Source organism: Pseudoalteromonas sp. McH1-42 (assembly GCF_022347845.1).
Taxonomy (GTDB): domain Bacteria; phylum Pseudomonadota; class Gammaproteobacteria; order Enterobacterales; family Alteromonadaceae; genus Pseudoalteromonas; species Pseudoalteromonas rubra_D.
Window position 1 is genome coordinate 160,774 of the sequence record NZ_JAKRFU010000001.1, and the last position, 23,136, is coordinate 183,909.

The window sequence follows — 23,136 nt, forward strand, 5'->3', positions numbered from 1 at the left end:
TTCATCAAAAATCAGCGGAATTTGACTTTTAACTTCTGGTATGACCAGATAAGAGACACTAAAGACCAATCAAAAGTAAATGCAATGACATTTGACCAACTCATCTCCCTGCCTGAGCTAAAACACGCTCAGGCGCAACTTCCATCATTACCTGCAAGCTGGGGACAAGGTAGAACCGTATTTGGCGGCCTTTCAGCTGCTTTGATGTTACAAAGCATGTTAAATCAACTTGACGATCAAAATAGACGTCTGCTTTCTTTCAATTGCAATTTTGTCGGCCCACTTTTGAGCGAAACGCCATTTGAACTCAATACTCAGCTATTGCGTGCCGGTAAGAATGCAACTCAGATGCAAACCACCATTACTCAGAATGACCAGGTTTGCCTTGTTGCACTCGCCTGCTTTGGCAAACCGCGCACATCTGCTATCACAGTCCGTGCACAAGACGTAAGTACACTGAAAGAAATTAATGACAAACAAACGCTGCCATATATTGAAGGTGTAATGCCGGCTTTTATTCAACACATCGATCTGAATCTGCAACAAGGTGCCTTGCCGTTTAGTAATGCCAGTTCCAGTCATATAGGTGGTTGGATGAAATTCAAAGCGCCTGCACAGCCGCATTTGTCTGTACTCCACCTACTTGCACTTGCAGATGCCTGGCCTCCGACTCTGCTGCAACTATGCAAAGGCCCAACACCCGCAAGCAGTATGTCCTGGTACGTTGAGTTCTTAGATGATGTTGAATTACCGGGCACTGAATGGTTCGCAATGGAGGCTGTTACGCATCAGGCAGAACATGGCTATGCCATAGAAGATGCTAAGTTATTCTCACAAGATGGAAAGTTACTGGCATTGAGCAGACAGACGGTAGCGGTATTTGACAGTTGATTAAAGCCACTAAGTCACTCACACTATATGTAGGAGTTAACATAAGTATTGGTTAAACTGTGATAGTCGCCTGTCAGCATTGTGATTTTTTAGTGTCCATTCAAGATCTGGGCGAACAGCAAAGGGCTGTTTGCCCGCATTGCGGTAATGTACTGGCAACCACCCAGCGCAACTACGCACAATGGATAGCTGCATTTAGTCTTTCCTCAGTTATCTTTCTGTTATTAAGCCTGCAACCACATTTTATTTCCTATGCGCAACATGGCCTAAAGCAAACCATTAGCTTAATGGCAGCGATCATGCAGCTTGCCGAACACTATAGTGTGTTCCTTGCGGTGCTGCTGAGCACCAGCATCGTTATTTTACCATTCATTGCCAGCACGCTTATTCTTTTGGTGCATACGCCTTTATGGCAAAAAATGAACCCACATAATGCCCGAGTCATTGCAAAATTTATTATGGCGCTAAGGCCACTCAATTTGGCCGATATCTTTTTGGTTGCTGTATTAATTAGTGCATTTAAGCTTACTGCGTTCGCAGAGATTGAAGTTGGACTTGGTTTTTGGGCGTATATTCTATTCGTATTATGTTTTATTGAGACTTTGTCTTTATTGAGCCAACATCAACTCTGGCAACTTCAGCAAGCACATTTTACCCCTTCAATTGAGCATTGTGCCAAGCGTGCTAGTACACAAAGCCTCAAACAATGCCATGTCTGTCAGCAGATCAGTCGCAGTGCTCACTGCCCGCGCTGCATGGCAAAATTACGTTACCGTAAAGACAATTCTGTCGCGCGTAGCGCAGCCTGGATGATTACTTCGCTGATATTTATGGTACCAGCCTTATCCTTTCCAATTATGGACACGATCAATCTGGGATTACATACACCGGCAACCATTTATGGTGGTGTAGAGGTACTTTGGAAAAATGGCTCATATCCAATCGCTATTGTGATTTTCATAGCAAGTATCTGTATACCACTGATAAAGGCAGGTACATTGTTCTATTTACTCTACCGCGTTAGCTACCCGACTAACCCAAAAGTGGCAGCTAAATTCTACCGGGCCCTAGAAGCGGTTGGTAAATGGTCAATGATAGACGTTTTCGTCGTGATCCTCTTGGTTTCTCTCGTACAGCTTGGTACTGTACTGAGCGTGGAGCCACAGCCAGGCATCGTCTTTTTTACCGCCATGGTTATTTGCCAAATCTTTGCTGTGAACAATTTTGACCCTCGTTTACTTTGGGACTCTTTAAATAAACATGAATAAAGAAGCGCATATCGAGCCCAAGCCCAGGCTTTCCGTTATCTGGGTAGTCCCCTTGCTGGCTGTTTTGATAACGGGCTGGATGCTTTATCAGCATCAACAAAACAAAGGCCATCAAATTTACATCAAGATGAAAAGTGCCGATGGTATCATTGCTGGCAAGACGGAGATAAGAGTCCGCAGTGTTAAAGTTGGTGTGGTTGAATCACTTCGTCTGCAAGTAGAGCAGAAAGCCGTTGTTGCCACTGTGCGTATCGAAAAGCATTATGATAATTTGCTGACAGAAGACGCTAAGTTTTGGATAGTGAAACCACGTATTGATCAATCTGGAATAAGCGGACTTAACACCTTATTATCTGGTGTATATATCGAGTTGCTGCCGGGAGAAAGTAAGCAGCGCACCAGTCTATATACGCTCCAGGAGCAGCCAGCTCTTATCTCGACAGACATTGAAGGTGTGCGTTTCCAGCTCAGCTCAACCAGTGGCGAAGTGCTGGATGTGGGCACCGGGATCTTTTTCCGTAATTATCATGTGGGGCAGATTGAGAGCTCAGTGTTTAATACCGACTCTTTACAAATGGAGTACGGGGTGTTCATTCACTCTCCCTACGACCGCCTAATCACTCATAATGCGATTTTCTGGATCAATTCAGGGGTAGAGCTTTCGCTGACTAGTGAGGGCATTAACCTCAATACAGGTTCACTCGCAAAGATGATTAAAGGTGGAATATCTGTAGATTATCCACCCGGGCAGGACGGCACAGAGGTTGCTCAGGAAGGCAGAGCATTTACGCTGCATCAAAATTTCGCGGTTGCATTGGAGCGTCGCTTTGACTTGTTTGATCACTATTTGGTTGAATTTGAACAATCAATTCGGGGATTAAAACCCGGTGCACCGGTTGAGTATCGGGGTATGCGTATCGGGACCGTTGAGCAAGTCCCAGCAAGGCTCGAGCAAAATGGACAGCCACTTTACTTTCAACAGGGCAACACGTCTATTCCTGTACTTATCAAAATTGAGTACGGACGCATTTATGAAGTCGATGCCAAAGCCAAACAATATTGGCAGGAAAATATAGAACAATGGATTAAAAATGGCCTAAGAGCATCACTAAAAAGTGGTAATATTTTAACAGGTGCGGTATATATAGAGCTAGATTTTTACAATTCAACCCCTCCGACCAGCTTAGGGATGAATTTCGCGTACCCGGTGTTGCCGAGTGTACCGAGTGGATTTACAGCTTTATCAGAGCAAGTCATGGCTTTGTTGAACAAACTCAACAAACTGCCGCTGGATAACTCGCTCAATGAAGCACAACAAACGATGCAGGCGTTCACAGCATTGGCAGAAGAAACGCAGGCACTGGTTAATAGTTTCAACACAACGAAAGTATCTGAAAAAGTGGAAAAAAATCTAACACAATTACAGGGAACGCTGGCCCAACTCACTGCCAGCCTCAAACAATTTGAGCAAACACTAAACAACTACCAGAAAGGCTCAGGTATGGTCGAGCAACTGACAGATACTCTGCAAGAACTTGAAAGCCTTAGTAACTCGCTCAAGCCTGTGTCGAAAGGGCTTAATGAACAACCTAATATGCTTCTGTTCGACAAAGAGACTTTGGCAGATCCTGAACCCAGGAAGCAGCGCTAATGAAAGCAGTTATTGCGCTACTGTCAGTCGTGCTGACCAGCTGTGCGGGATCAGACCCAGCTCAGTATCAGTATTACCGATTTGATTCAGCGTTCGACACAAAACCAAGCACTGGCATTAGTGCATCCAGAGTATACGTCGATGAGGTAAATATTGTTGGGGTTGCCGACCAGCAAGCACTTGTCCAGTATACTTCAGCACATACTGTTCACATTGCCAATTATCATTATTGGGCAGAACACCCGAAGCTAATACTGACCAAAGAAACACTCAAATATCTTGAAAATAAAGGCTTATCGCCCGTACTCTCTGCCCATGCCAGTGAATTCAATACTGGGGATTTCAAGTTGCTAATTGAAGTCTCAGATCTGGCAGGTCATTACCAGCAAGGCGCGATTTTAAAAGGTGCGTGGCACCTTTATCAAATAACAGATAATGGTACCAAGCTGATCCGTGTTAAACATTTTGACTACCAATCAGTGCTCTCACAAGACGGCTTCTCAGCTCTGATAAGCGCCCATCAGGCCAACTGGCAACTTTTGATGGCACAATTACACACGGATATCGGGTCAAGTGATATTATCTCCCCAGCAGATTAACGTATAAGTTAGTCTGCGCCATCCCTGGCACAAGCTCAAAGCTACCAACCAGAACAAAATTAAGCTTCGCTAATAGCTTGTTACTCGACGTATTTTCAGGGGTTGTGATGGCTCCGAGTGCCTTATACTTACCACAATTACTAACAAATGACAGTAATGCCTCTGCTGCTTCAAAAGCATACCCTTTGCCACAATACCGGTCGAGAAAAGCGTATCCCAGGTCCGGAAACTCCAGATAGGGCCGCTGATAGAGACCACAAATACCAATTGCAGTTCCGTCATTTAGCGCGACAATATAGGGACTTGGCGCTGCCAAGTCATATGGTGTAAAAAAGGCGCTTTCAATATACTTTTGCGCATCGGACATGGTTCGGATCTGTTTATCCGCAACATTATCGATAAAGCTCTGCTGGTTAAGCAGTTCAAAAATCAACTCCGCGTCTGCAATTTGAGCCCTGCGGATAATTAGCCGCTGTGTGCGCGTTACTATGTCTGACATAACAGTGGATCCTCGAGAAAGCGGGACAACTTGTCCCGCAAACGTTATGGCCGTTTATTCAAAACGCGCCTTCTTATAGAGCTCAGCCATAGAGTCGAGCTTCACTTCATTTGGTAATGTCGCGAATGGTTTATCAGCAAACTTCTTACCACGGATCTGCACATTGATTCTTGATGCTTCAGTATTGAGCATACTTTGCTGGTAGTAAGACTGGATATCAGCCAGTGTCACCTCTTCTGTCGCAGCGATAAGCTTTGCTTTGGAGTCAAATGTCAGATTATCACGATACCAGTCTATCAGAATTGGCTGAGATTCTTCTGCCAAATTCTTTGGCACCTGCTTCAAAGACAAGAGCGCAGCCTGCTTGAGCTGTGCAAAGGTTTCTTCATTGAGCTCTTTCAATGCCAGTGCATATTCCTGCCGATAACGGTCAAACCGTGCTTGCATTGACTGCACATCCAATACAGGCGTCTGAATATAAAAGCCAAACGCCGAGTGTTCATCAATACTTTGAGCCACTGCGCCTACAGCATAGGCCAGCTGCTCCTCGGTTCGTAAAGCATTAAATAAATGGCTGCTCAAATGCGATTTAAGGATCTGGGCCGCTGCTTTTTGTGCATACCCAGGTTCCGGATGAACAAACATGTCAACAATGGCGACGTCTGCCGTCTCACTGTCTTGCTGCCAAACCAGTGCTTCACCGGCTTGTGGTTTTAGAAAATCAGCTCGGACATAGTCATTGCGCTCAACAGGCTTTGAGAGCGCCCCCTTCACTTGCTTCACTACCTCCGCGAGGAACTGTTTGTCGTAGTTACCATACCCAAAAATGCGCACGGTGTGATGATTCAAAATATCATTTTGAGCCTGACTAAATACATCTGTGGTCATCTTAGAGGCCGTATCAATTAGTCGAGCTTCATCGAAGTTGCCTGTGCGGACAAGGGATTGATAACGACCGAATGCCTGATAGAACGGAAATTGCTGGCGTTGATTTTGAATATTCCGGACAAATCGATCGACGGCTTGCTCAAGTTGCTTAGCCGTTGGTTGCACTTTTAACCCTTCCAGTGACTGAGACAACAACATCCCCTGCTTATCTGTAAACCCTGATAAGGTGAGCAATAAGCCGTTGTTCACGCTCATGCGCATCCCCATACCCGCAATTGATGCCTCTGTTTGCAATTTTGCTTTTTCGATTGCGTATAGGTCGGCCCAGAGTGCTGCGGCAACCCGAACCTGTATACTGTCTAACGTCAGTGGAGAGTTAATATGAACCAATAAGCGACCCTTTGGTTGCTCGCTGTATTTTTCGCTGGTCTTTTGCCAAACTGCGACCGTGCTGTCCTGATATATTTTATCGACTGTATCCGAACTTTCTGACTGCGTAACGATATCAAATTGCTCAGGAAGCAAACGATTTATACTTGGGAGTGACAACTCTGGCGCTGGCTCACCTTGCCAAGATGCAATTTCTTGCTCTGTGATATCGGTAATCTGATAACGACCATCATAAAAATGTAGTTTTTGGTCATTTGGTTCTTGTTTGCTGATATACCAAACCCTTAGCTGTTGTGGATTCAGTTGTTCCAAAACACTTTTAACGGCTTGCTCGTTAAAATCAGCAAAGTGGTAAGGTGCATTAATAGCATGGTTCAACGGATATTTTTGCATACTATCGGCAAGATCAGAAACGTAATCAAATTCATCACCCCGCTCTAAGAAACGAAACTGATTGGCAAGAGAAGTTCTGATCTCATTAAAGTACTTGCCGTCGATTCCCTGCTCTTTGATCAATGCAATATATTGCATGACAGTCGCGACAATTTGCTCACGTTGTTGCATGCCTTGATCGGTCAACTGGATATCTACGCTTAAAGCGCCGAAGTTACCGTACAAATCTGGCGTAGCATTGGCTGTGAGTTCAGAGATCCACCCTTTTTGTTTAAGCACCTGCGCCGGACTGCCTTGCATTTCATTACTAAGCAGATACGTCACGAAATAATTTGGCTTAAACGCAAATTCTTCGCGATTGTTGGCGATGGTAAAGTCCAGCTTCAGCGTCTTAACATCTTCATTAGGCACATAATGAATACGCTTCTTTCCTAGCTTCAAAAAATCCAGCTCAGCGTCTACTTGTGGCTTTTCTATTTGCTTGTCTTCAATCGTAGCAAAATATCGCTGCGCTTTTTTAGTCATATCAGACAAAGGTAAATTAGATATCATCGCCAACTTCATGATATTTGAAGAATAATACTTGTTATAAAAAGCAACGGTTTCCTGATGCAGATTACTGCCAGGCTTGTCGCCTAAGGTTTCCAGGTTTCCAATCAAAAAGCGATTCGCCGGATGCGAGCCCATCATACTACGTGACAGTTTATATTGACCAAAGAAGTCCAATTCACGGCGCATTGACCATTCGGCGTTAACTGCATTCTTCTCTTTGTCGGTATACTCAGGGTAAAGCTTGGGTGCTTTAAAAAAATCAGAAAAGCGGTCGAGTGCTTCATCATAGGCCTGATTATTTACCTTGAACATATAGTTAGTGATGTCTAACCAGGTATAAGCGTTGTGAGACCCGCCATTACGACTCATAAAGTCTTTGTAACCCTGTGTATCGGGAAAACGGTCAGTGCCCAGAAAAAGCATATGTTCCAGGTAGTGGGCCATCCCTTGCTGTGACATAGGATCATGAAGTAAACCAACGCCGACACTTAACGCCGCTGCTGACTTTTCAACTTCAGGGTCTGAAACGAGAATGACTTCTATGCCATTTGATAGAGTAAGCGTCTTATACTGTCGATTGTCATTCGGGCTGACAACCAGTTCCTTAGCTAAAGGTGCAGCTGAGGTATTTCCCGCTCCGTTATGCGTTGCCACACACCCGGACAACAAAGCCAGCGTGATACTGGCCACTAACATCGTTTTTTTCATTAACTATCCATCTCAATACACTATTTCAGCCTGGTGAATCCAAGGCTATTATCGATACTCAAACGCTACCATTTAACCCCGATACAATTCAATCTCCGCCATATATTTTAGCCACTTACAGGCCCAATACACCTATCTTTCAAGCGCTCGGACTCACCCGTTAGGCCTTCTTATGCCGATTAGTAATAATAATCACAAAACTTAAAAGAATTTTTTATCACATTAGTTTATCCATTTGATAACATTAGGAGCAAAATATAATGACAACTACAGATCATCAGGGGCACACAATGGAAATAAATCAACCGATCTGCGATTTTGGGCTACACAGCGGAGAACCATACTGCAAATTACCAGCGAGCTTTCTGAACTGGATGGTCGCAACCGGCCATGCCAAACAGGCGTTAGCCAAAGATGAACTTACTCGCAGGCACAATGCGGTATGTGACTCAAGAATGAAGTCAAAAGTTCAATAATCAGCTATATTTACTTAGAGCTTTTAGTTTAAACTAGAGCGCATAGTTTTAGTCCCCACTGAAGTAAATTTATGCGCTTTATCATTCCGTCGCTGCTGGCACTATCGCTGACAGCGTGCTATTCGACACAACAGTCAACTAATCCGTCAACAGATAATACGATCCGCTACCTCACTGTGTTACACACCAATGATCACCATGGCCGTTTTTGGCACAATGAAGATGGTGAGTATGGTATGGCAGCCAGGAAAACCCTGCTTGACCAACTCAGAGCGAAAGCCCATGCGCAAGGCCACAGTGTCGTATTACTGTCTGGCGGTGATATAAATACTGGTGTGCCTGAGTCCGATTTACAACATGCCGAACCTGACTTCAAAGGCATGAGCCGGCTAGGCTATGATGCTATGGCCATCGGAAACCATGAGTTTGACAATCCGCTGGATGTGCTTGATAAACAAATTGCCTGGGCCAACTTCCCGCTCCTGTCAGCTAATATATTACATAAGCACAATGGCGAGCACGCCTATCAGCCTTATACTGTTATTGAGAAGCAAGGTCTTAAGATCGCAATTATTGGATTGACGACCGTTGATACGGTAAAAATTGCTAATCCAGAGTTTGTTGGGGGCTTAGATTTTGTAGATCCTGCGCCTATCACTGCCCAGCTATCTCAGCAGATCAAATCGCAATACAATCCTGATGTAACCATTGCAGTAACCCACATGGGCCATTACCACGACGCATCTTTTGGAATTAACGCACCAGGTGACGTAACGCTTGCCCGCAACGTGCCTGAAGGCACGCTCGATATGATCATCGGTGGTCATTCACAGGAGCCCGTATGTATCGACGAAAATGGTACTGAAGACAATAATTTCGTACCTGGGAAAGCGTGTAAACCAGATCAACAAAACGGTATCTGGATAATGCAAGCTCATGAATGGGGAAAATATGTCGGTAAAGCGGTATTCAAAATTTCAGACGGCAAAAAAACACTACAAAGTTACGAGTTGTTGCCGGTTAATCTTAAAAACGCCCAGGGACAATGGGCTACTAAATACATCGAACACGATCCTGAATTAAAAGCTTTCCTTGCACCATTCCAGAAAACAGGTGAAAGCAAAATCTCAGGGGCTGTTGGTGAAGTTGATGCCTTTCTGGATGGACGCAGAAGCACGGTTCGCTTTAAACAAAGTCCATTGGGAGATTTAGTTATCAAAGCGCAAATGGCGGCCGTTGGAGCAGACTTTGGCTTTATCAGTGGTGGCGGTATACGCGCCAGTATTAAAGCAGGCGAAATAAGCTATAAAGATATTCTTACCGTGCACCCATTCGGAAACCGAATTGCTTATATCGATTGGCGTGGCGAACAGCTCCTCGACTATTTGTCAGTGGTTAGTCGCTTTCCGCCAGACTCAGGCGCCTATTTGCAATATCACGGTATCGAATTCGATTTACTCAATGGTGAACTGGCGAACGTAAAAATCCAGGGACAGCGCGTTGAACCAGACAAGACCTATCGTATGAGTATCAATAGCTATAATGCTGCCGGGGGCGATGGCTACCCAGTGTTAACTGACCAACCAGGATTCACAGCGACAGACAGCACAGATGCTCAGGTCCTGAAAGACTATATTGAACGTCATACTCCGATCAAGCGCTCGTCTTTATAGTCATTAAAAAATGTTGGGGTATACTAAATACATACCCCAACGTGCTACTTACCAATAACTTCAACGTCATTGGCTCCCAATGCCTTTAGCCCATAGCTATGCAACTTAGAACGTGAACCTTCGCCATGTGCTTTAGGCGGGTAAAGCTTTAACCTGAGATCGGGTTGGTGTGTCAGTAACTCATCCAGTGCAGCACGTATTTCACTAAGAGTTTTCTCCAGACTGTTCGAAAAGTTAGGACGCTTCCTGATAGTATGTCCCAACGCGACTAAGCGATGAAAGTACTTATCAGCAATATCCAATAGCTCATCTGGCAACTCTTTATTCTGGTTCAACGATACTTTCGGGTTATGTAAACAAAACTCCAGTAACGCAAGATAAAAACACAAGGGCTTGTTGGCCAACTGAACCTGACACGCTTTGTCTCCACTAAGACATAAGGTCTTTGAGTATAAATCCACAACCAGGTGCTGTGGTTGAGGTTTAGCCGTCACTGTTGTTGCTTTTTGCCGCTTAGCCTGCTCTCTTTTATTTGATACGGATTTATAAAAAGCCAGGTTTAACAATGCGATTAAAATGGGAATGATGTACAACCAATAGTTATGGCTGGTATTAGCCTGATAGCCGATAGCCGTATCGCCATCTGCGCCTGAAAGTAACAGCTGGCCTTCTTTCAACTCTCCATCACTACTGGCAATACTCTCTATCCGGATTCGACTGGTTTTCTTTTGTAAGTTGCCGTTGAGCGCATCAATGTACGCCTGCACCCGGGTTGCGTCACCGGCGTAATTCAGGTGTGGGACCGCAATAGGAAGCCTGTTCTTATCCAGCGCCACTCTTAACTTAATACTATCTAAATCTTGCTCGATAGCGTGTCGAATTGCGTGCTCGTGTGCAAAAGCAAAAATCACCGTAAAAATGACACTATATATAGCAAACGCAAGCATACCCGTTTTACGACTCATTTTTTTCTCCAATAAAATAAACAGGTAATTTGTTGCATTGCCAGTACAAATCTAATTCGTCAAAGTAACTTGAGCCATTGTTTTTGGCTACTTCTTGTAATAAATTCTGTAACGCACAAGCCAAATCCGTGTTGTCGACATCCATTTTCATGTACCAACGGCTACCACTAATATTTTCTCCAATCGGTGTAATGTAATTAGCAGAAAAGCGGCTTTCGTCGCTTTCTTGCCAGTAGGTGGCGATAATGTCCAGCTCGCCAGATGACAGCTTTTCTCTCAGTACCTGATGGGAGCTGACGTACTGGATATCCAGAACACGCATATCCAGTTCAAGCCGTTTAAACATCTGTTTAGGAATAATGTGGCCGGAACGACTGGTGGGATAATCGAGCAAGCCAATTTTTTTATCTAAAAAATAGGCTTTGTCTAATCTCGGCTTTTCCCGATTTGAGATAAAAAAGGCTGTGTAGGTAGGGTAACCCACGACTGGCATATAATTGTAGGTCGATTGTGCTTTCAGCGCGGCCATAACATTGTCTTTTGACAACGTCAGATCAGCAAGCCCCTTCGCGATATAGTCAATTTGCTCAGCCAGCTCACCACTATAGCGCACTTCGACGTGGCCATATTGTTTGGCCACCACTTCATTCAGACACAAGGCAGGCGCCAGCCTGCGGGCCAATGGTTCTACGGGTACATGTACCCTGAACACGGCTTGGTTACTGCTGGAACGTGTTTTACATGAGACGCTACTTTCAACCAGTTTTGGTAACTCACCAATGGGTCTGGCCGTGAGGTTACTAGCAAGTAACCAACAGCACCAGACTGAGAGAAACAAAACTGTAACAATAGTTGTTTTATTGCTTAGAGAGTGATTATATTTCAAAACATCATATTTCTTTTATTGCGCGCCCCTATATTAGATCAATTTTTATTACTCATTGCAATAGGTAATCTTACTAAAAAGATATAAGCATTTGTTTTTACTACTTTATTAACAAGAAATTATGAATCTCATTGAGTCCTTTTCTTTTTCTGAAAAATCCGGACAATTGGCCGCATTCCAAATGAGTAAACAATACCCATTTTAGGTAATGAGAGATTTTGATGTTACGAGCTTCTATTAAGGGTTTAGCGTTATCTGCGCTGCTTATAAGCACCAGTGCCTGGTCTTGGGGCATGAATGGCCACAGAGTAGTAGGTGAGTTAGCCCAACAGCACCTCACCCCTGCGACAGAAAAAGCAGTAAAAGCCCTGTTATCTGAAGATTCTTTGGCCGAGGTATCTACCTGGGCAGACGAAATGCGTGCTAACCCGAATACGTTTTGGAAAAAACAATCTGGCAAGTGGCATTACATCAATATTAAAGAGCCCAGCAAAATGGCTCAGCACAACAAAGCGATTGAGCACAAACATCAGGTTGAGCATATTCTCGATGGCATCAATTACGCCGTAACCACACTAAAAAATAACAAAGCCTCAAAAGAAGACAAGCAGTTTGCCTTAAAGTTCCTGGTGCATCTGGTAGGCGATGCTCATCAACCATTTCATGCCGGTCGCAAAGAAGATCGCGGTGGTAACTTAATTAAAGTGACCTTTTTTAAAGAAGAAACTAATCTACACTCCGTATTCGATACTAAACTCATTGAGCATCAGTCTCTGTCATATCGCGAGCTAAGCGACTTTATTATTACGCGTGACAAGCAGAAAATCGCTCACATGTTAGACAGCCGCCCTGCTGACTGGCTTTTGGAGTCAAATCAAATAGCTGAAAAGATTTATGACAGCAATGAAACTGACATCAGCTGGGGGTATATTTACAGGTACACCCCTGTTGTAAAGTCTCGGCTTCTTCACGGTGGGATTAGACTGGCAGGATTGCTAAACCAAATTTTTGACAAAAATTCAAGGCCACTCGAAACTGCATTGAAAGCAGTTAAGTGAACTTGACGATTATTATTTAATAAACCTATAACACGGGAAACAACATAATGAAAACGCAACTACGCAAAACGGCCCTATCGCTTGCAGTCATTGCAGGTATTGGCGCTAGTGGTGCTGCATTCGCTAACGAAACCTCTTCATCTGTTAAAGGTCAGATTGTTGGCCCTAACGGCAACCCTGCCGTAGGTACAACTATCACGATCATGCACTTACCTACTGGCTCTACAAAAGTCACAAGTGTTAACGATGCAGGTTACTTCAGTGCCAAGGGTCTGCGCGTTGGTGGTCCTTACCAAATTATCGTTGATTCAAACAAATATGAAGATCAGCTGCTTGAGAATGTTTACCTTTCTCTGGGCTCTGACTACCCTGTAAATGTTCAGCTTCAGCCTGAATCAAGCATGGAGCAAATCGTTGTTACTGGTCGTCCTATCAGCCAAATGGCTGGTGGCACTGGCCCTGCTGCAACGTTTACGCTGGAAGACCTACAAGAAGCACCGGCTATCAACCGTGATCTGAAAGACATTGTTCGTGCAGACCCACGTGTATACGTTGATGAAACACGCGGCGCGATTCAGTGTGGTGGTGGTAACCCACGTTTCAATGCTTTGACTCTGGACGGCGTTCGCATGAACGACAACTTCGGTCTTAACGCAAATGGTTACCCAACAATTCGCGCACCATTCTCGTTTGACTCAATCGAGCAGGTTGCTGTTGAACTTGCACCTTTCGACGTTCAGTATGGTGGTTTCACGTCGTGTAACATCAATGCTGTAACTAAGACTGGTTCAAATGAAATCCACGGCGGCGTATTCTACGACTACACCAGCGATTCAATGAAGGGTGATAAGTCTAAAGATAAAGAATACGATAATGGCGATTACGATGAGAAGCGTTACGGCTTCAACGTTGGTTTACCAATCCTGAAAGATAAACTTTTCCTTTTCACATCTTATGAAAAGCTTGAAGGTGTTCAACAGTTTAGCTACGACCCACTTGGTTCGACAGTTAGCCAAGCTGACTTGAGCCGTATTATCGACATCACCAAAAATGTCTATAACTACGACCCAGGTACTATGGTGCCAAGCATGCCAGTTGAAGATGAAAAGCTACTAGTAAAGCTTGACTGGAACATCAACGATTCTCACCGTGCAAACATTGTTTACAACTACAATGACGGCTTTGCACTTTCTCAATCTGATTCTGGTAGCCGTGAACTGTCTCTGAGCAACCACTTCTATGAGCGTGGTGCAGAATTTACCTCAATCGTAACTTCAATCTACTCAGACTGGAATGATGAGTTCTCAACTGAAATCCGTGTTGGTAAAGCAGACCTTGACGCGCGTCAACAATCTCTAGATGCTGCAAGTGGCTTTGGTGAGTTCCAGGTTACTGCTGCTGACGGTGGTAAAGTTTACATCGGTCCTGATGACTCTCGTCAGGCGAATGACCTTGACTGGGATAACTTCACGGTAAAACTGGCAGGTACATACTACCTTGACCAACACACTATTACTGCGGGTTACGAGTATGAAGATCTGAACGTATTCAACCTGTTCATGCAGCACGTACAGGGTGAGTTCCGCTTCGACTCTATCGAAAACTTCGAAAAGGGCTTAGCGCAGCAAGTTTACTATAACAATGCAGCAACAACGAACGATCCTAACGATGTGGCAGCTAACTTCTCTTACCAGCAGCACACCTTCTACATTCAGGACGAGTATAGCTTCTCTGATATCGATGCAACATTGACTTATGGTCTTCGTTACGACAGATACACCAGTGACGACACGCCGACTCCAAATGCACATTATGAAAGCATTTATGGCTTCTCTAACACCACTAACATGGATGGTGTAGACCTGTTGCAACCGCGTGTAGGTTTCAACTGGTATGTTGATGATGCTCTAGAAGTACGTGGTGGTATCGGTCTTTACTCAGGTGGTAACCCGAATGTATGGTTGTCAAACTCATATTCTAGTGATGGTGCTACACAGGTATTTACCAGCCACAGACAAAATGAGGAAAGAGGCATAGGTTATTATGACTTATTTGCCAATGAGATGACTAACTTTGATGGCGGCACACCTGGTTTTGACGTACCTAAAGAGCTATTCGACAAAGTTGCAGCAACAAAAGTTGAAGACGGCAAAGGTTCTGTAGACGCAACAGCTCCTAACTTCAAAATCCCTTCTGAATGGAAGATTTCTCTAGGTGCAACGTATACCACAGAAAACGAGTACGTCATCAGTGCTGACTGGTTGTATACTGAGAAGAAAGACTCAGCAATTGTCCGTCATATCGGTTACAAGCTATCAGGTGAAACGACCTTTGATGGCCGTCCAATCATGGTTGAGCGTGACCCTAACAACCCTCGTGGACGTGACTATTTATTGACTAACGTTTCTGGTCCAGATGGTGAGTCACAAGTCATGTCATTGTCTGTTGCAAAGCGCTACGAAAACGGTATTAACTTCACCCTGTCGTATGCTTACACAGACGCTAAAGACATCACACCAATGACCAGCTCAACGGCATCTTCTAACTATGGTAACATCGCGCTTACTAACCCTTGGAGCCCAGAGCTCGCAACTTCTGATTATGAAGTACCGCACCGCTTTACTTTGCAGTTAGGCTACAAGCATGAGTTCTTCGATGGTTATGCGACTAAGTTCAACTTATTCGGTCAAATCAGTGAAGGTCAACCGTACAGCTTCACATTCAACGAAAGTGATGGCATCTGGGGCGATAGCAACTCATCTGATGGTCGACAGCTGTTGTACGTTCCACTGGAAAACGATCCTAACGTAAGCTACGACATGACTGCTGAAGAGCTGAAAGAGTTCAACGACTTCATCGCTGCTGAAGGTCTGGAGCGTGGCACTATTCTTAGCCGTAACTCACAGAACGCTAAGTGGATGACAAAAGTTGACTTCAAAGTGACTCAGGAACTACCTGGTTTCATGGAAGGTCACAAAGGTGAAGTATTCTTCGTCATTGATAACCTGACAAACCTACTTAACGACGATTGGGGCACCATGTACAAAGGTGGCTTCGTAGGTAACCGTGTTGTTGATGCTAAGATGGTAGACGGCAAGTACGTTTACTCTAACTTCAACGGTGGCGCTATCTCACCTACCATCCAAAAAGATGCATCTCTTTGGGAAATGCGTGTAGGCGTTAAGTACACTTTCTAATATCTAAAACACGTAATTAGATAATCTCAAAGGTCAACTTCGGTTGACCTTTTTTCGTTCTAATTCTGTAATTAGCAAATCGCTTGCGCTTAATATATTCAAACAAAGCCAGAGTGACACAACAATTAGTAAACCCATATCACCTATGAGGCCCAAAAAAGCGCTCTGTAACTCATTTAATGGAGAGTTCAGCCTCTTCAATTCATTGATGCTGAATGTGAATTGATACCTCAGGTTTAACGGGTGAGAAAGTGCCCTTCCAGCTTTTGCATCATTACTAACAGAGCCTGCTTTTCTTCTGGATTTAATTCACTTAGTAACTTGCTTTCCCAAGCCAGCGCTTCCGGCGTTAAAGTTTCGTATAACGCTAGCCCCTGCGGGGTCAGGTGCATTTCTGTCGCACGTTTGTCTGTCTCACTTTGCTGCGCCAGCAACATACTCTGTTGCTGTAGCTGTTTAATAGCACGCGACACCGTTGATTTATCCATACTTGCCAGATCGCATAGCTGTTTAGCTGTCGCACCCGGATGCTGAGCCAAATGAACCAGTACCCGCCACTGAGGCACAGTCAAACCTGCTTGCTCATATACTTCGGAAAAGGCCTCACTCATGGCATTCGCCAGCCGAACCATGCGATAAGGAAGAAATTCATTAATATCAAATGCCACTATCAAGCTCCTGGTACACCGGCCCAAATCCTGTACATAAAAATTTACACATCAATATTGGCCAAAGATTGAAAATACTCTCACATGAGAGTATCTTTACAAAAAACATCAACGGAGTCTATGCAAAATGAGTGCAGAATTCGAGTACATGAGTGGTTTTGGTAATGAATTTGAAACTGAAGCCCTGCCTGGTGCCCTGCCAGTCGGTCAGTTTTCACCACAAAAAGTAAAATATGATTTATATGCTGAGCAGTACAACACCACTGCTTTCACAGCACCACGCGCGGAAAATCGCAGAAACTGGTTTTACCGAATTCGCCCTTCAGTTGTACAGGGTGATTATCAGGCTATGGATAATGGTCTGTTACGTACAGCACCGATCACAGAAGTCCCGACACCGCCAACTATGTTACGCTGGAATCCGGTTGAAGTTCCAGCTGAAAAAACAGACTTTGTCGATGGCTTAGTGACTATGGCAGCTAACGGTAGTGCGAACGGTCAAGCCGGTATAGGAATCCATGTCTACGTTGCCAACGCTTCTATGGAAGGCCGTTATTTTTACAATGCAGACGGCGAGCTGCTGTTTGTGCCTCAGCTTGGTGAGCTGGTGCTTCACACTGAGTGTGGCAAGCTGGCAATTAAGCCGGGGGAAATTGCCGTGATCCCGCGCGGAATTAAGTTCCGCGTTGAACTACTGAGCGAACAGGTTCGTGGTTACATCTGCGAAAACTACGGTAATCCTTACATTTTACCTGAGCGTGGCCCAGTTGGTGCCAATGGCTATACTAACGAACGTGATTTCCTGTATCCGGTTGCCTCTTTCGAAGACTTAGAGGGCGATTTCGAGCTCGTCGCAAAGTTCAATGGTAACCTGTTCCGCTGTGATATCGGACATTCTCCGTTAGATGTTGTTGCCTGGACTGGTAACAGTGCCCCTTACAAATATGATCTGGCCCGCTTTAACGTGATGAACACCGTCAGTTTCGACCACCCGGATCCGTCAATTTTTACAGTACTGACTTCACCCTCTGGTACACCTGGTGTAGCAAACGTCGACTTTGTTATCTTCCCGCCACGCTGGATGGTTGCAGAAGATACATTCCGCCCACCTTACTATCACCGCAATATCATGAGTGAGTTTATGGGTCTGATTGAAGGTGTTTATGATGCAAAAGAGCATGGTTTTGTACCTGGAGGCATGAGCTTGCATAACTGTATGTCACCGCATGGTCCTGAGGCTGATGTTTTCGAAAAAGCGTCGAATGCGGAACTTGAGCCACAACGTTATGAAAATACTCTGGCCTTCATGTTTGAATCGCGTTACGTCATTTCTCCGACCAAGTACGCACTGGAAGGCAAAGAGCGCCAGCCAAATTACCTTGATTGCTGGAAAGGCATCAAAAAGTACTACAAAGGTGCATAAAATAAATTGGTAAATAACATATGACAGATTAAGCGGGCTCAATGCCCGCTTTTCATCGTATTTTATTCGACCTCAATAATGAGCAGGCTATTTTATAGCAGAGCCAACGTCGTGAACAAAAGGAACAAACATGAAACTGTATACTTATTTTCGCTCTTCTGCCGCATATCGTGTGCGAATTGCACTCAACCTGAAAGACCTGGATCATGAATTAGTACCGGTTAACCTGCTAAAGTCAGAACAACAAGGAACTGACTATCTGAGTAGAAATAATCAGGGGCTACTGCCTGCACTGGAAACAGATCAGGGCGTACTGGCTCAGTCATTGGCTATTCTGGAATGGCTGGAAGAAACTTATGAAGCGGCTCCGTTACTGCCTGCTGATGCCTGGGAAAAAGCACAAGTGCGCAACTTCTGTTACGCTATTGCTTGCGATATTCATCCGATCGACAACCTCAGAGTACTAAAATACCTGAGTAACGAGCTATCCGTATCAGATGAGCAAAAAAACACCTGGTATCGCCATTGGGTAATTGAAGGGTTCAAAAAGTTAGAAGTGATGCTAGGCGACAGCCTGTTTTGTTTCGGTGATAAGCCATCGCTTGCTGATGTTTGCCTGGTACCTCAGGTTTATAATGCGCTGCGCTTCAAAGTCGATATGAATGATTTCCCTAAAATTGCGCGTATCTACGAACGCTGTAACACATTGCCGGCATTTAAAGATGCAGCACCGGAAAACCAAGCCGACGCCCCTCAGTAAAAACGGCCTCAGGAGCGTTGAGAATACGCTCCTGATACCGCCGGTCCAACTATTTAAGTGCACTGTGCACCTGGTCTAAATGCACCAACAAATCGTGCCCGAGATCTGTTAGATAACCCCCATCAGGCTGATCAATCACCCCTTTGGCATATAACCGCTCGGCTGCCGATAGAATATCCTGATCTGCATTTTTGTGTATTTTTATCCCCTGATGCAAACTACTACGTGGAAATTTCACCAGTAGTTCCAGCTCAGCCATTAGTTTTTCATCAAATGCCATATTCCCTCCTGAGACCATAAAATAGGCCCGACTTCTGCATGTATTACAACAACTGACAGACCAAAAAAGGTGTGTCAGCACATTACCAATAGCTAAGGTGTATAGTACATTAGCTTTACCCCCTTAAATTTAGCTCGAACTTGGAGTTATGCCATGAAAAATAAGCTAATTTGCTTTTTATTTACAATTTTATTGATTCCACTCAAAGGTGTAGCCTATGGCAACGAGACGAATCTCTACCTCGAGCAGTTACAGGCGGTGTGTTGGTATCAGGATCTTCGTTATACTGAAGGCGCGGTAATCAAACAAGCCGAAATGTTGTATGTCTGTACTCACCGCTATAAAAACCAGCCGCAAAGCCCGTTGATATGGCTTAAGCTGGACGACAAGGGCGAACCAATCAGAGTAGAAATGAAAGGTAAAATCAGGGTACACTAGCCGTTTTAATTAAGCGAACAAAGCAGTATGAGTGGATCACAACCCAATAACCCTTTGCATGGGGTCAAACTTCAGGACATCGTAGAACGCCTGGTTGAGCAACTTGGTTGGGAAGCCATGGCAGAAGCGGTGGATATCAATTGTTTCAAAAAGGACCCATCTGTGAAGTCAAGCCTGAAGTTTCTGCGCAAAACGCCATGGGCAAGAGACAAGGTGGAGGCGCTGTATTTGGATACGTTTCATGGCTTCAGCTGGCCTGAGGCTAAAAAGCCCTAGTATAAGCGCTTGTATGCTGCCTGAATACGGCTGATTATCCGTGCTGGTACTTTCTTATTACACGCGAAATAAAGCTGAGTGTTCATGTTATCTATTGTCATAACCGGCTCGAGTTCACTGCTCATAGGTTCACTCTTGCTCTTATGCTCAAATTGCGCATCACTCAAAATGACCAGGTCAACAATGTTCCGGCGCGTCGCGAGGAGCTGAAATACTCGATCAAAAGATTGGATCAATAGCAGTTGTTGGCCTTCTACAAACCCCTGACTTTTAAGATACTGATGGCTAAAGTTGTCGCGTATCACAGCAATTTTATACTGTCTGGCTTGATCGAGAGAGTCGATACTGATGTTTGCGGTCTTCAAGGCATAAAATGAGGTCGTAAAAGCACCAATGGGAAACACCCAGTTAAATAAGGCGTTACGTTGCTCACTTTTAGCAATTGAAAAAATGCAAGTATTCGGATCGCGTTTAGCACTGTTGTAGGAACTACTCCAGTTATCAACAGAGATACGATAATCTATCTGCGCCTCATTAAGCACAGAAGTCACTTTCTCAGCAGCATGACCCGTCAGCTCCCCCTCTCCGTTCACATATTGAAAATGTGCAAAGTTCTCAGTTACCAGAGTCAGTGTATAAGCGGATACGCTTGCATTACCTAAGGCCAGCCACAAATAAACAAACCAGCGTACCAAGCATCGCTCCTTATGATCGATTCAGAATGCAATTTTTAATATAGGAAAATATTCGGATACTGTGAATATAAAAGTAGGTAAATTTTTGATGAGATAGCATAAATGCGCATGATATGCGGCCACAAAGAGGGCCTGCCGCCCTCTTTGTGCATGTGATTAGCCTTTGTTGATGGCGTCAATCAGGAAAGCTGATAGCTTAGCGCCTTCACGAAGCGTCGTTTCTGAGCTCGATAATCCTGCCAGCGAGCTATCCGTAAATGGAGCAATCTCCATCATATCAGCACCTGTGATAGGAAACTCTTTGCTCAGAGCCGTCAGTATTGTCATTGCTTCATCTGGCGTCATACCGCCTGATTCTGGTGTACCCGTTGCCGCAGCAAACTGCTCATCCAACGCATCAATGTCAAAACTCACGTACAGCTCGTCAACCTTGTCTTCTTTGAGCTGCTTAATCACCTGCTCCACAATGGCCTCAGCGCCTTGTTCACGGATCTCATTGGCCCAGTGCTGCTTAACACCGAATGTTGACTCCCAATGCTGTTTGCTCTTGCCGCTTGAACGGATCCCAAACTGGATCAAATGGTGCGGAGCTGGCAAAAACTCCAATATATGTGTACACCATGAGCCAAAGCAAAGATCAATACCCAATCGCTCTACCAGCAGGTCAGTGTGTGCATCAAAGTGGATAATCGCAGTGCGTTTACCCTGCTCACGTTTCGCCTTAAGGTAAGCTTTGGTAAGTGGATAGCTAATTGAGTGGTCACCGCCGATACCAAAAATGCCTTTGTCAGGATAATTAGCATAAAAGCCATCACAAACATCCTCTGTAATAGACAAAGGCGATACATGGTATTCGCTATTTTCGTCATGATAGAGCGCCTTTTGGCAGTTGCTGATTGTCCCTTCATTCAGGTACTTATCATGTAGTAGGTGAGGGATAACACGCACGTCACCTAAGTCAAACGCACTCACTTGTGGCTGTTGTGTCAGCAATGTTGAGCGAAGGAATAACGGACCCCAGTTCGCGCCTCTCAGGATACCACCGCCACAGTCAGAGCTGATCCCCAAAATGGCGGCTTTGTGCTCACTTTCACCCAGTGCATTTAATGACGCTTTCCACAGAGGCTCAATGTTTTCAGTCTGCCCGTAGAGTTTTTCGCGTAACGCCGCTTTTCTTTCTTTTGCCGTGTTAACGGTAAACACGCCATCTCCTGGCGGACACAGACAGTTTTCTATTTTCTGATGAAATTTTGCTTTGCTATCACTCATTGAGACCTCCTCAGTCAACTGCATAAACATGCCACGCCGTTACTCACGGATTTATTGTCAGGTTCACTGAATAGACAGGGAAAATTCCCCAAATATATCAAACACCTTTCACAACAAAAACATCAAAGCCAAAGCTTTCAATGAGTTACGAATATAAAGTGGACTTTAAAACGCTAAAATATACTGTGCTGGTGTCGGTATAACATGGCTGGGAGATAAGTCAACCGCCCTGGCACCACCGAAGTTTGCCAAAGCGGTTGAATATGCAGGCTAAGTGTTTGCTTATTCGTATTTTCTGGGTTTTTTGGTTTTTATCGTTGCAATGTATCCATGCCAACTTGCATAGGCGAGTAACGGCATTATCACGATAAACCCGGCCGTGCCCGTTAAGAAGCCTACGATAACCAAAACACCAATTGTCGCGCCCCATACAATCATCGCTGCAGCATTAGATCTCACTGCGTGGATTGACGAAACCACGGCAGTCATAATGTCGACACGGCGCTCCATCATTATCTGTGGTGTGAACGCAGAAATGGCAAACACAGTCACAACCAATATGCCCCCTACCAAGGTTCCCAACCCAAGGAATGCCGATAATTGCTCAAAGTTGGGGTTTGGCACATTGGGATAAAGCGCATGAATGAGCGCTGCCAGACGCATCCAGACAATCATTATCACCATCAGTAAAATGGCGAATCCCCATTCTCCTGCTGGGTTTCTGAACATAGATTTAAGACTATGACCGAGCGTAGGCTTATGGCCTTTTTCCAGCTCCCAGGCAACATCGTAAAGACCTGCGGCAAATGCGGGGCCAATCAATGCAAATGCAACGGCAGCGGGTAAGATCACAAGGTGTGAATCAACTTCAAATGCAAGCCACATAATCGCAGCTGGTATTGTTGTGAAAACCAGTCCATATATAAGACTGAGTAAAGGAGCCCTAGCGATGTCTTTGAACGCCAATGCGAGCCAGTGAAAAGCCACAAAGGGGCTTAACTTGTTGCTTTCAAAACAGCGGGCAAACTCGGTGTGCTTGTCTATCGATTGTGTTGTAGGCATTGTAGGTATTCCCCATTTGCTTCTCCTTATTAAGGTTTAGAAGACAGTCGACAATGTTGCAAGCAATTGGTTAATTTGAATGATACCTAAGGTTACAAACGGCGCTGTTTCGCGTTAATATCTTTGTATAATACTAGTGAGCAACCTATTGTTTAAGATGCCATTACACCT

21 protein-coding genes are annotated in these 23,136 nt (G+C 44.6%); 12 read left to right on the top strand and 9 right to left on the bottom strand.

Features of this window, described 5'->3' with window-relative positions:
- Nucleotides 1-84 precede the first annotated feature (84 nt).
- From MHN31_RS00635 to MHN31_RS00650, 4 genes are read left to right on the top strand one after another with little or no spacing between them, the layout of a single operon-like run.
- A complete protein-coding gene (locus tag MHN31_RS00635) occupies nt 85-891 on the top strand; it encodes a thioesterase family protein (RefSeq protein WP_239443159.1) in 807 nt (268 codons plus the stop codon).
- Between the two features lie 59 nt (nt 892-950).
- Nucleotides 951-2,159 carry a paraquat-inducible protein A gene (locus MHN31_RS00640; protein ID WP_326386122.1) on the top strand — a complete coding sequence of 403 codons (1,209 nt, stop codon included), beginning with the start codon at nt 951-953 and terminating at the stop codon, nt 2,157-2,159.
- The gene (gene pqiB / locus MHN31_RS00645; protein WP_125557112.1) at nt 2,152-3,810 is read left to right on the top strand and encodes an intermembrane transport protein PqiB; all 1,659 of its coding nucleotides are present in this window, start codon (nt 2,152-2,154) and stop codon (nt 3,808-3,810) included. The genes MHN31_RS00640 and pqiB overlap by 8 nt, the downstream gene beginning before the upstream one ends.
- Nucleotides 3,810-4,409, top strand: coding sequence for an ABC-type transport auxiliary lipoprotein family protein (locus MHN31_RS00650; protein ID WP_239443161.1), 600 nt, complete (start codon nt 3,810-3,812; stop codon nt 4,407-4,409). Before pqiB ends, MHN31_RS00650 begins: the two co-directional genes overlap by 1 nt.
- Here MHN31_RS00650 and MHN31_RS00655 read toward each other — a convergent pair.
- Both MHN31_RS00655 and MHN31_RS00660 read right to left on the bottom strand, forming a co-directional pair.
- Nucleotides 4,390-4,908: a GNAT family N-acetyltransferase gene (locus MHN31_RS00655; protein ID WP_125557116.1), complete on the bottom strand. Its 519-nt coding sequence runs from the start codon at nt 4,906-4,908 to the stop codon at nt 4,390-4,392. The two genes, MHN31_RS00650 and MHN31_RS00655, sit on opposite strands and share 20 nt — an antisense overlap.
- Nucleotides 4,909-4,962: 54 nt before the next feature.
- Nucleotides 4,963-7,839 (bottom strand): insulinase family protein, encoded by a 2,877-nt coding sequence (locus MHN31_RS00660; RefSeq protein ID WP_239443162.1) that lies wholly within the window; start codon nt 7,837-7,839, stop codon nt 4,963-4,965.
- 290 nt (nt 7,840-8,129) lie between these two features.
- Here MHN31_RS00660 and MHN31_RS00665 point away from each other — a divergent pair, with 290 nt between their 5' ends.
- Nucleotides 8,130-8,315: a hypothetical protein gene (locus tag MHN31_RS00665; RefSeq protein WP_021032937.1), complete on the top strand. Its 186-nt coding sequence runs from the start codon at nt 8,130-8,132 to the stop codon at nt 8,313-8,315.
- Between the two features lie 71 nt (nt 8,316-8,386).
- Nucleotides 8,387-9,988 (top strand): bifunctional UDP-sugar hydrolase/5'-nucleotidase UshA, encoded by a 1,602-nt coding sequence (ushA, locus tag MHN31_RS00670; RefSeq protein WP_239443163.1) that lies wholly within the window; start codon nt 8,387-8,389, stop codon nt 9,986-9,988.
- Nucleotides 9,989-10,032: 44 nt separating this feature from the next.
- Here ushA and MHN31_RS00675 read toward each other — a convergent pair whose 3' ends face one another.
- Both MHN31_RS00675 and MHN31_RS00680 read right to left on the bottom strand, forming a co-directional pair.
- On the bottom strand, nt 10,033-10,953 hold the full coding sequence (locus MHN31_RS00675) for a hypothetical protein (RefSeq protein WP_239443164.1): 921 nt from the start codon (nt 10,951-10,953) through the stop codon (nt 10,033-10,035).
- Entirely contained in the window at nt 10,943-11,665 is a 723-nt protein-coding gene (locus MHN31_RS00680; protein WP_228553170.1) for a PhnD/SsuA/transferrin family substrate-binding protein, read from the bottom strand. Before MHN31_RS00680 ends, MHN31_RS00675 begins: the two co-directional genes overlap by 11 nt.
- Before the next feature lie 395 nt (nt 11,666-12,060).
- Between MHN31_RS00680 and MHN31_RS00685 the strand changes: the two genes are divergently transcribed.
- Together MHN31_RS00685 and MHN31_RS00690 are read left to right on the top strand one after the other, a co-directional pair.
- Nucleotides 12,061-12,897 carry a S1/P1 nuclease gene (locus MHN31_RS00685; RefSeq protein WP_125557124.1) on the top strand — a complete coding sequence of 279 codons (837 nt, stop codon included), beginning with the start codon at nt 12,061-12,063 and terminating at the stop codon, nt 12,895-12,897.
- Nucleotides 12,898-12,944: 47 nt separating this feature from the next.
- Nucleotides 12,945-16,094 (top strand): TonB-dependent receptor, encoded by a 3,150-nt coding sequence (locus tag MHN31_RS00690; RefSeq protein ID WP_239443165.1) that lies wholly within the window; start codon nt 12,945-12,947, stop codon nt 16,092-16,094.
- Nucleotides 16,095-16,330: 236 nt separating this feature from the next.
- Here MHN31_RS00690 and MHN31_RS00695 read toward each other — a convergent pair whose 3' ends face one another.
- On the bottom strand, nt 16,331-16,762 hold the full coding sequence (locus MHN31_RS00695; RefSeq protein WP_239443166.1) for a MarR family transcriptional regulator: 432 nt from the start codon (nt 16,760-16,762) through the stop codon (nt 16,331-16,333).
- Between the two features lie 127 nt (nt 16,763-16,889).
- Here MHN31_RS00695 and hmgA point away from each other — a divergent pair, with 127 nt between their 5' ends.
- Nucleotides 16,890-18,185 (top strand): homogentisate 1,2-dioxygenase, encoded by a 1,296-nt coding sequence (gene hmgA, locus MHN31_RS00700; RefSeq protein WP_010381053.1) that lies wholly within the window; start codon nt 16,890-16,892, stop codon nt 18,183-18,185.
- Nucleotides 18,186-18,315: 130 nt separating this feature from the next.
- Entirely contained in the window at nt 18,316-18,945 is a 630-nt protein-coding gene (gene maiA, locus MHN31_RS00705) for a maleylacetoacetate isomerase (RefSeq protein ID WP_239443167.1), read from the top strand.
- 49 nt (nt 18,946-18,994) lie between these two features.
- Here the strand turns inward: maiA and MHN31_RS00710 are convergent, their stop codons facing one another.
- Nucleotides 18,995-19,225, bottom strand: a complete 231-nt coding sequence (locus tag MHN31_RS00710; protein ID WP_010381049.1) for a TIGR02647 family protein — start codon at nt 19,223-19,225, stop codon at nt 18,995-18,997.
- 153 nt (nt 19,226-19,378) lie between these two features.
- Here MHN31_RS00710 and MHN31_RS00715 point away from each other — a divergent pair, with 153 nt between their 5' ends.
- The gene (locus MHN31_RS00715; RefSeq protein ID WP_010381046.1) at nt 19,379-19,663 is read left to right on the top strand and encodes a DUF1496 domain-containing protein; all 285 of its coding nucleotides are present in this window, start codon (nt 19,379-19,381) and stop codon (nt 19,661-19,663) included.
- A 27-nt stretch (nt 19,664-19,690) separates the two neighbouring features.
- On the top strand, nt 19,691-19,939 hold the full coding sequence (locus MHN31_RS00720) for a VF530 family protein (protein ID WP_125557132.1): 249 nt from the start codon (nt 19,691-19,693) through the stop codon (nt 19,937-19,939).
- On the opposite strand, the gene MHN31_RS00725 is transcribed toward MHN31_RS00720, so the two are convergent.
- From MHN31_RS00725 to MHN31_RS00735, 3 genes are all read right to left on the bottom strand, one after another.
- Nucleotides 19,936-20,634, bottom strand: coding sequence for a transporter substrate-binding domain-containing protein (locus MHN31_RS00725; RefSeq protein ID WP_125557135.1), 699 nt, complete (start codon nt 20,632-20,634; stop codon nt 19,936-19,938). The genes MHN31_RS00720 and MHN31_RS00725 overlap by 4 nt on opposite strands.
- Before the next feature lie 156 nt (nt 20,635-20,790).
- The gene (locus MHN31_RS00730; protein ID WP_239443168.1) at nt 20,791-21,903 is read right to left on the bottom strand and encodes an arginase family protein; all 1,113 of its coding nucleotides are present in this window, start codon (nt 21,901-21,903) and stop codon (nt 20,791-20,793) included.
- A gap of 282 nt (nt 21,904-22,185) precedes the next feature.
- Nucleotides 22,186-22,965 (bottom strand): DUF2189 domain-containing protein, encoded by a 780-nt coding sequence (locus tag MHN31_RS00735; protein ID WP_125557139.1) that lies wholly within the window; start codon nt 22,963-22,965, stop codon nt 22,186-22,188.
- Nucleotides 22,966-23,136 lie beyond the last annotated feature (171 nt).

Excerpts from the sequence above, each read along its gene's own strand:
- MHN31_RS00635 (WP_239443159.1), top strand. The coding sequence starts at position 85 with ATGACATTTGACCAACTCATCTCCCTGCCTGAGCTAAAACACGCTCAG.
- MHN31_RS00660 (WP_239443162.1), bottom strand. The coding sequence starts at position 7,839 with ATGAAAAAAACGATGTTAGTGGCCAGTATCACGCTGGCTTTGTTGTCC.
- MHN31_RS00650 (WP_239443161.1), top strand. The coding sequence starts at position 3,810 with ATGAAAGCAGTTATTGCGCTACTGTCAGTCGTGCTGACCAGCTGTGCG.
- MHN31_RS00685 (WP_125557124.1), top strand. The coding sequence starts at position 12,061 with ATGTTACGAGCTTCTATTAAGGGTTTAGCGTTATCTGCGCTGCTTATA.
- MHN31_RS00710 (WP_010381049.1), bottom strand. The coding sequence starts at position 19,225 with ATGGCATTTGATGAAAAACTAATGGCTGAGCTGGAACTACTGGTGAAA.
- MHN31_RS00730 (WP_239443168.1), bottom strand. The coding sequence starts at position 21,903 with ATGAGTGATAGCAAAGCAAAATTTCATCAGAAAATAGAAAACTGTCTG.
- ushA (WP_239443163.1), top strand. The coding sequence starts at position 8,387 with ATGCGCTTTATCATTCCGTCGCTGCTGGCACTATCGCTGACAGCGTGC.
- MHN31_RS00735 (WP_125557139.1), bottom strand. The coding sequence starts at position 22,965 with ATGCCTACAACACAATCGATAGACAAGCACACCGAGTTTGCCCGCTGT.
- maiA (WP_239443167.1), top strand. The coding sequence starts at position 18,316 with ATGAAACTGTATACTTATTTTCGCTCTTCTGCCGCATATCGTGTGCGA.
- MHN31_RS00675 (WP_239443164.1), bottom strand. The coding sequence starts at position 10,953 with ATGAGTCGTAAAACGGGTATGCTTGCGTTTGCTATATATAGTGTCATT.
- MHN31_RS00690 (WP_239443165.1), top strand. The coding sequence starts at position 12,945 with ATGAAAACGCAACTACGCAAAACGGCCCTATCGCTTGCAGTCATTGCA.
- MHN31_RS00655 (WP_125557116.1), bottom strand. The coding sequence starts at position 4,908 with ATGTCAGACATAGTAACGCGCACACAGCGGCTAATTATCCGCAGGGCT.
- MHN31_RS00720 (WP_125557132.1), top strand. The coding sequence starts at position 19,691 with ATGAGTGGATCACAACCCAATAACCCTTTGCATGGGGTCAAACTTCAG.
- pqiB (WP_125557112.1), top strand. The coding sequence starts at position 2,152 with ATGAATAAAGAAGCGCATATCGAGCCCAAGCCCAGGCTTTCCGTTATC.
- MHN31_RS00665 (WP_021032937.1), top strand. The coding sequence starts at position 8,130 with ATGGAAATAAATCAACCGATCTGCGATTTTGGGCTACACAGCGGAGAA.
- hmgA (WP_010381053.1), top strand. The coding sequence starts at position 16,890 with ATGAGTGCAGAATTCGAGTACATGAGTGGTTTTGGTAATGAATTTGAA.
- MHN31_RS00715 (WP_010381046.1), top strand. The coding sequence starts at position 19,379 with ATGAAAAATAAGCTAATTTGCTTTTTATTTACAATTTTATTGATTCCA.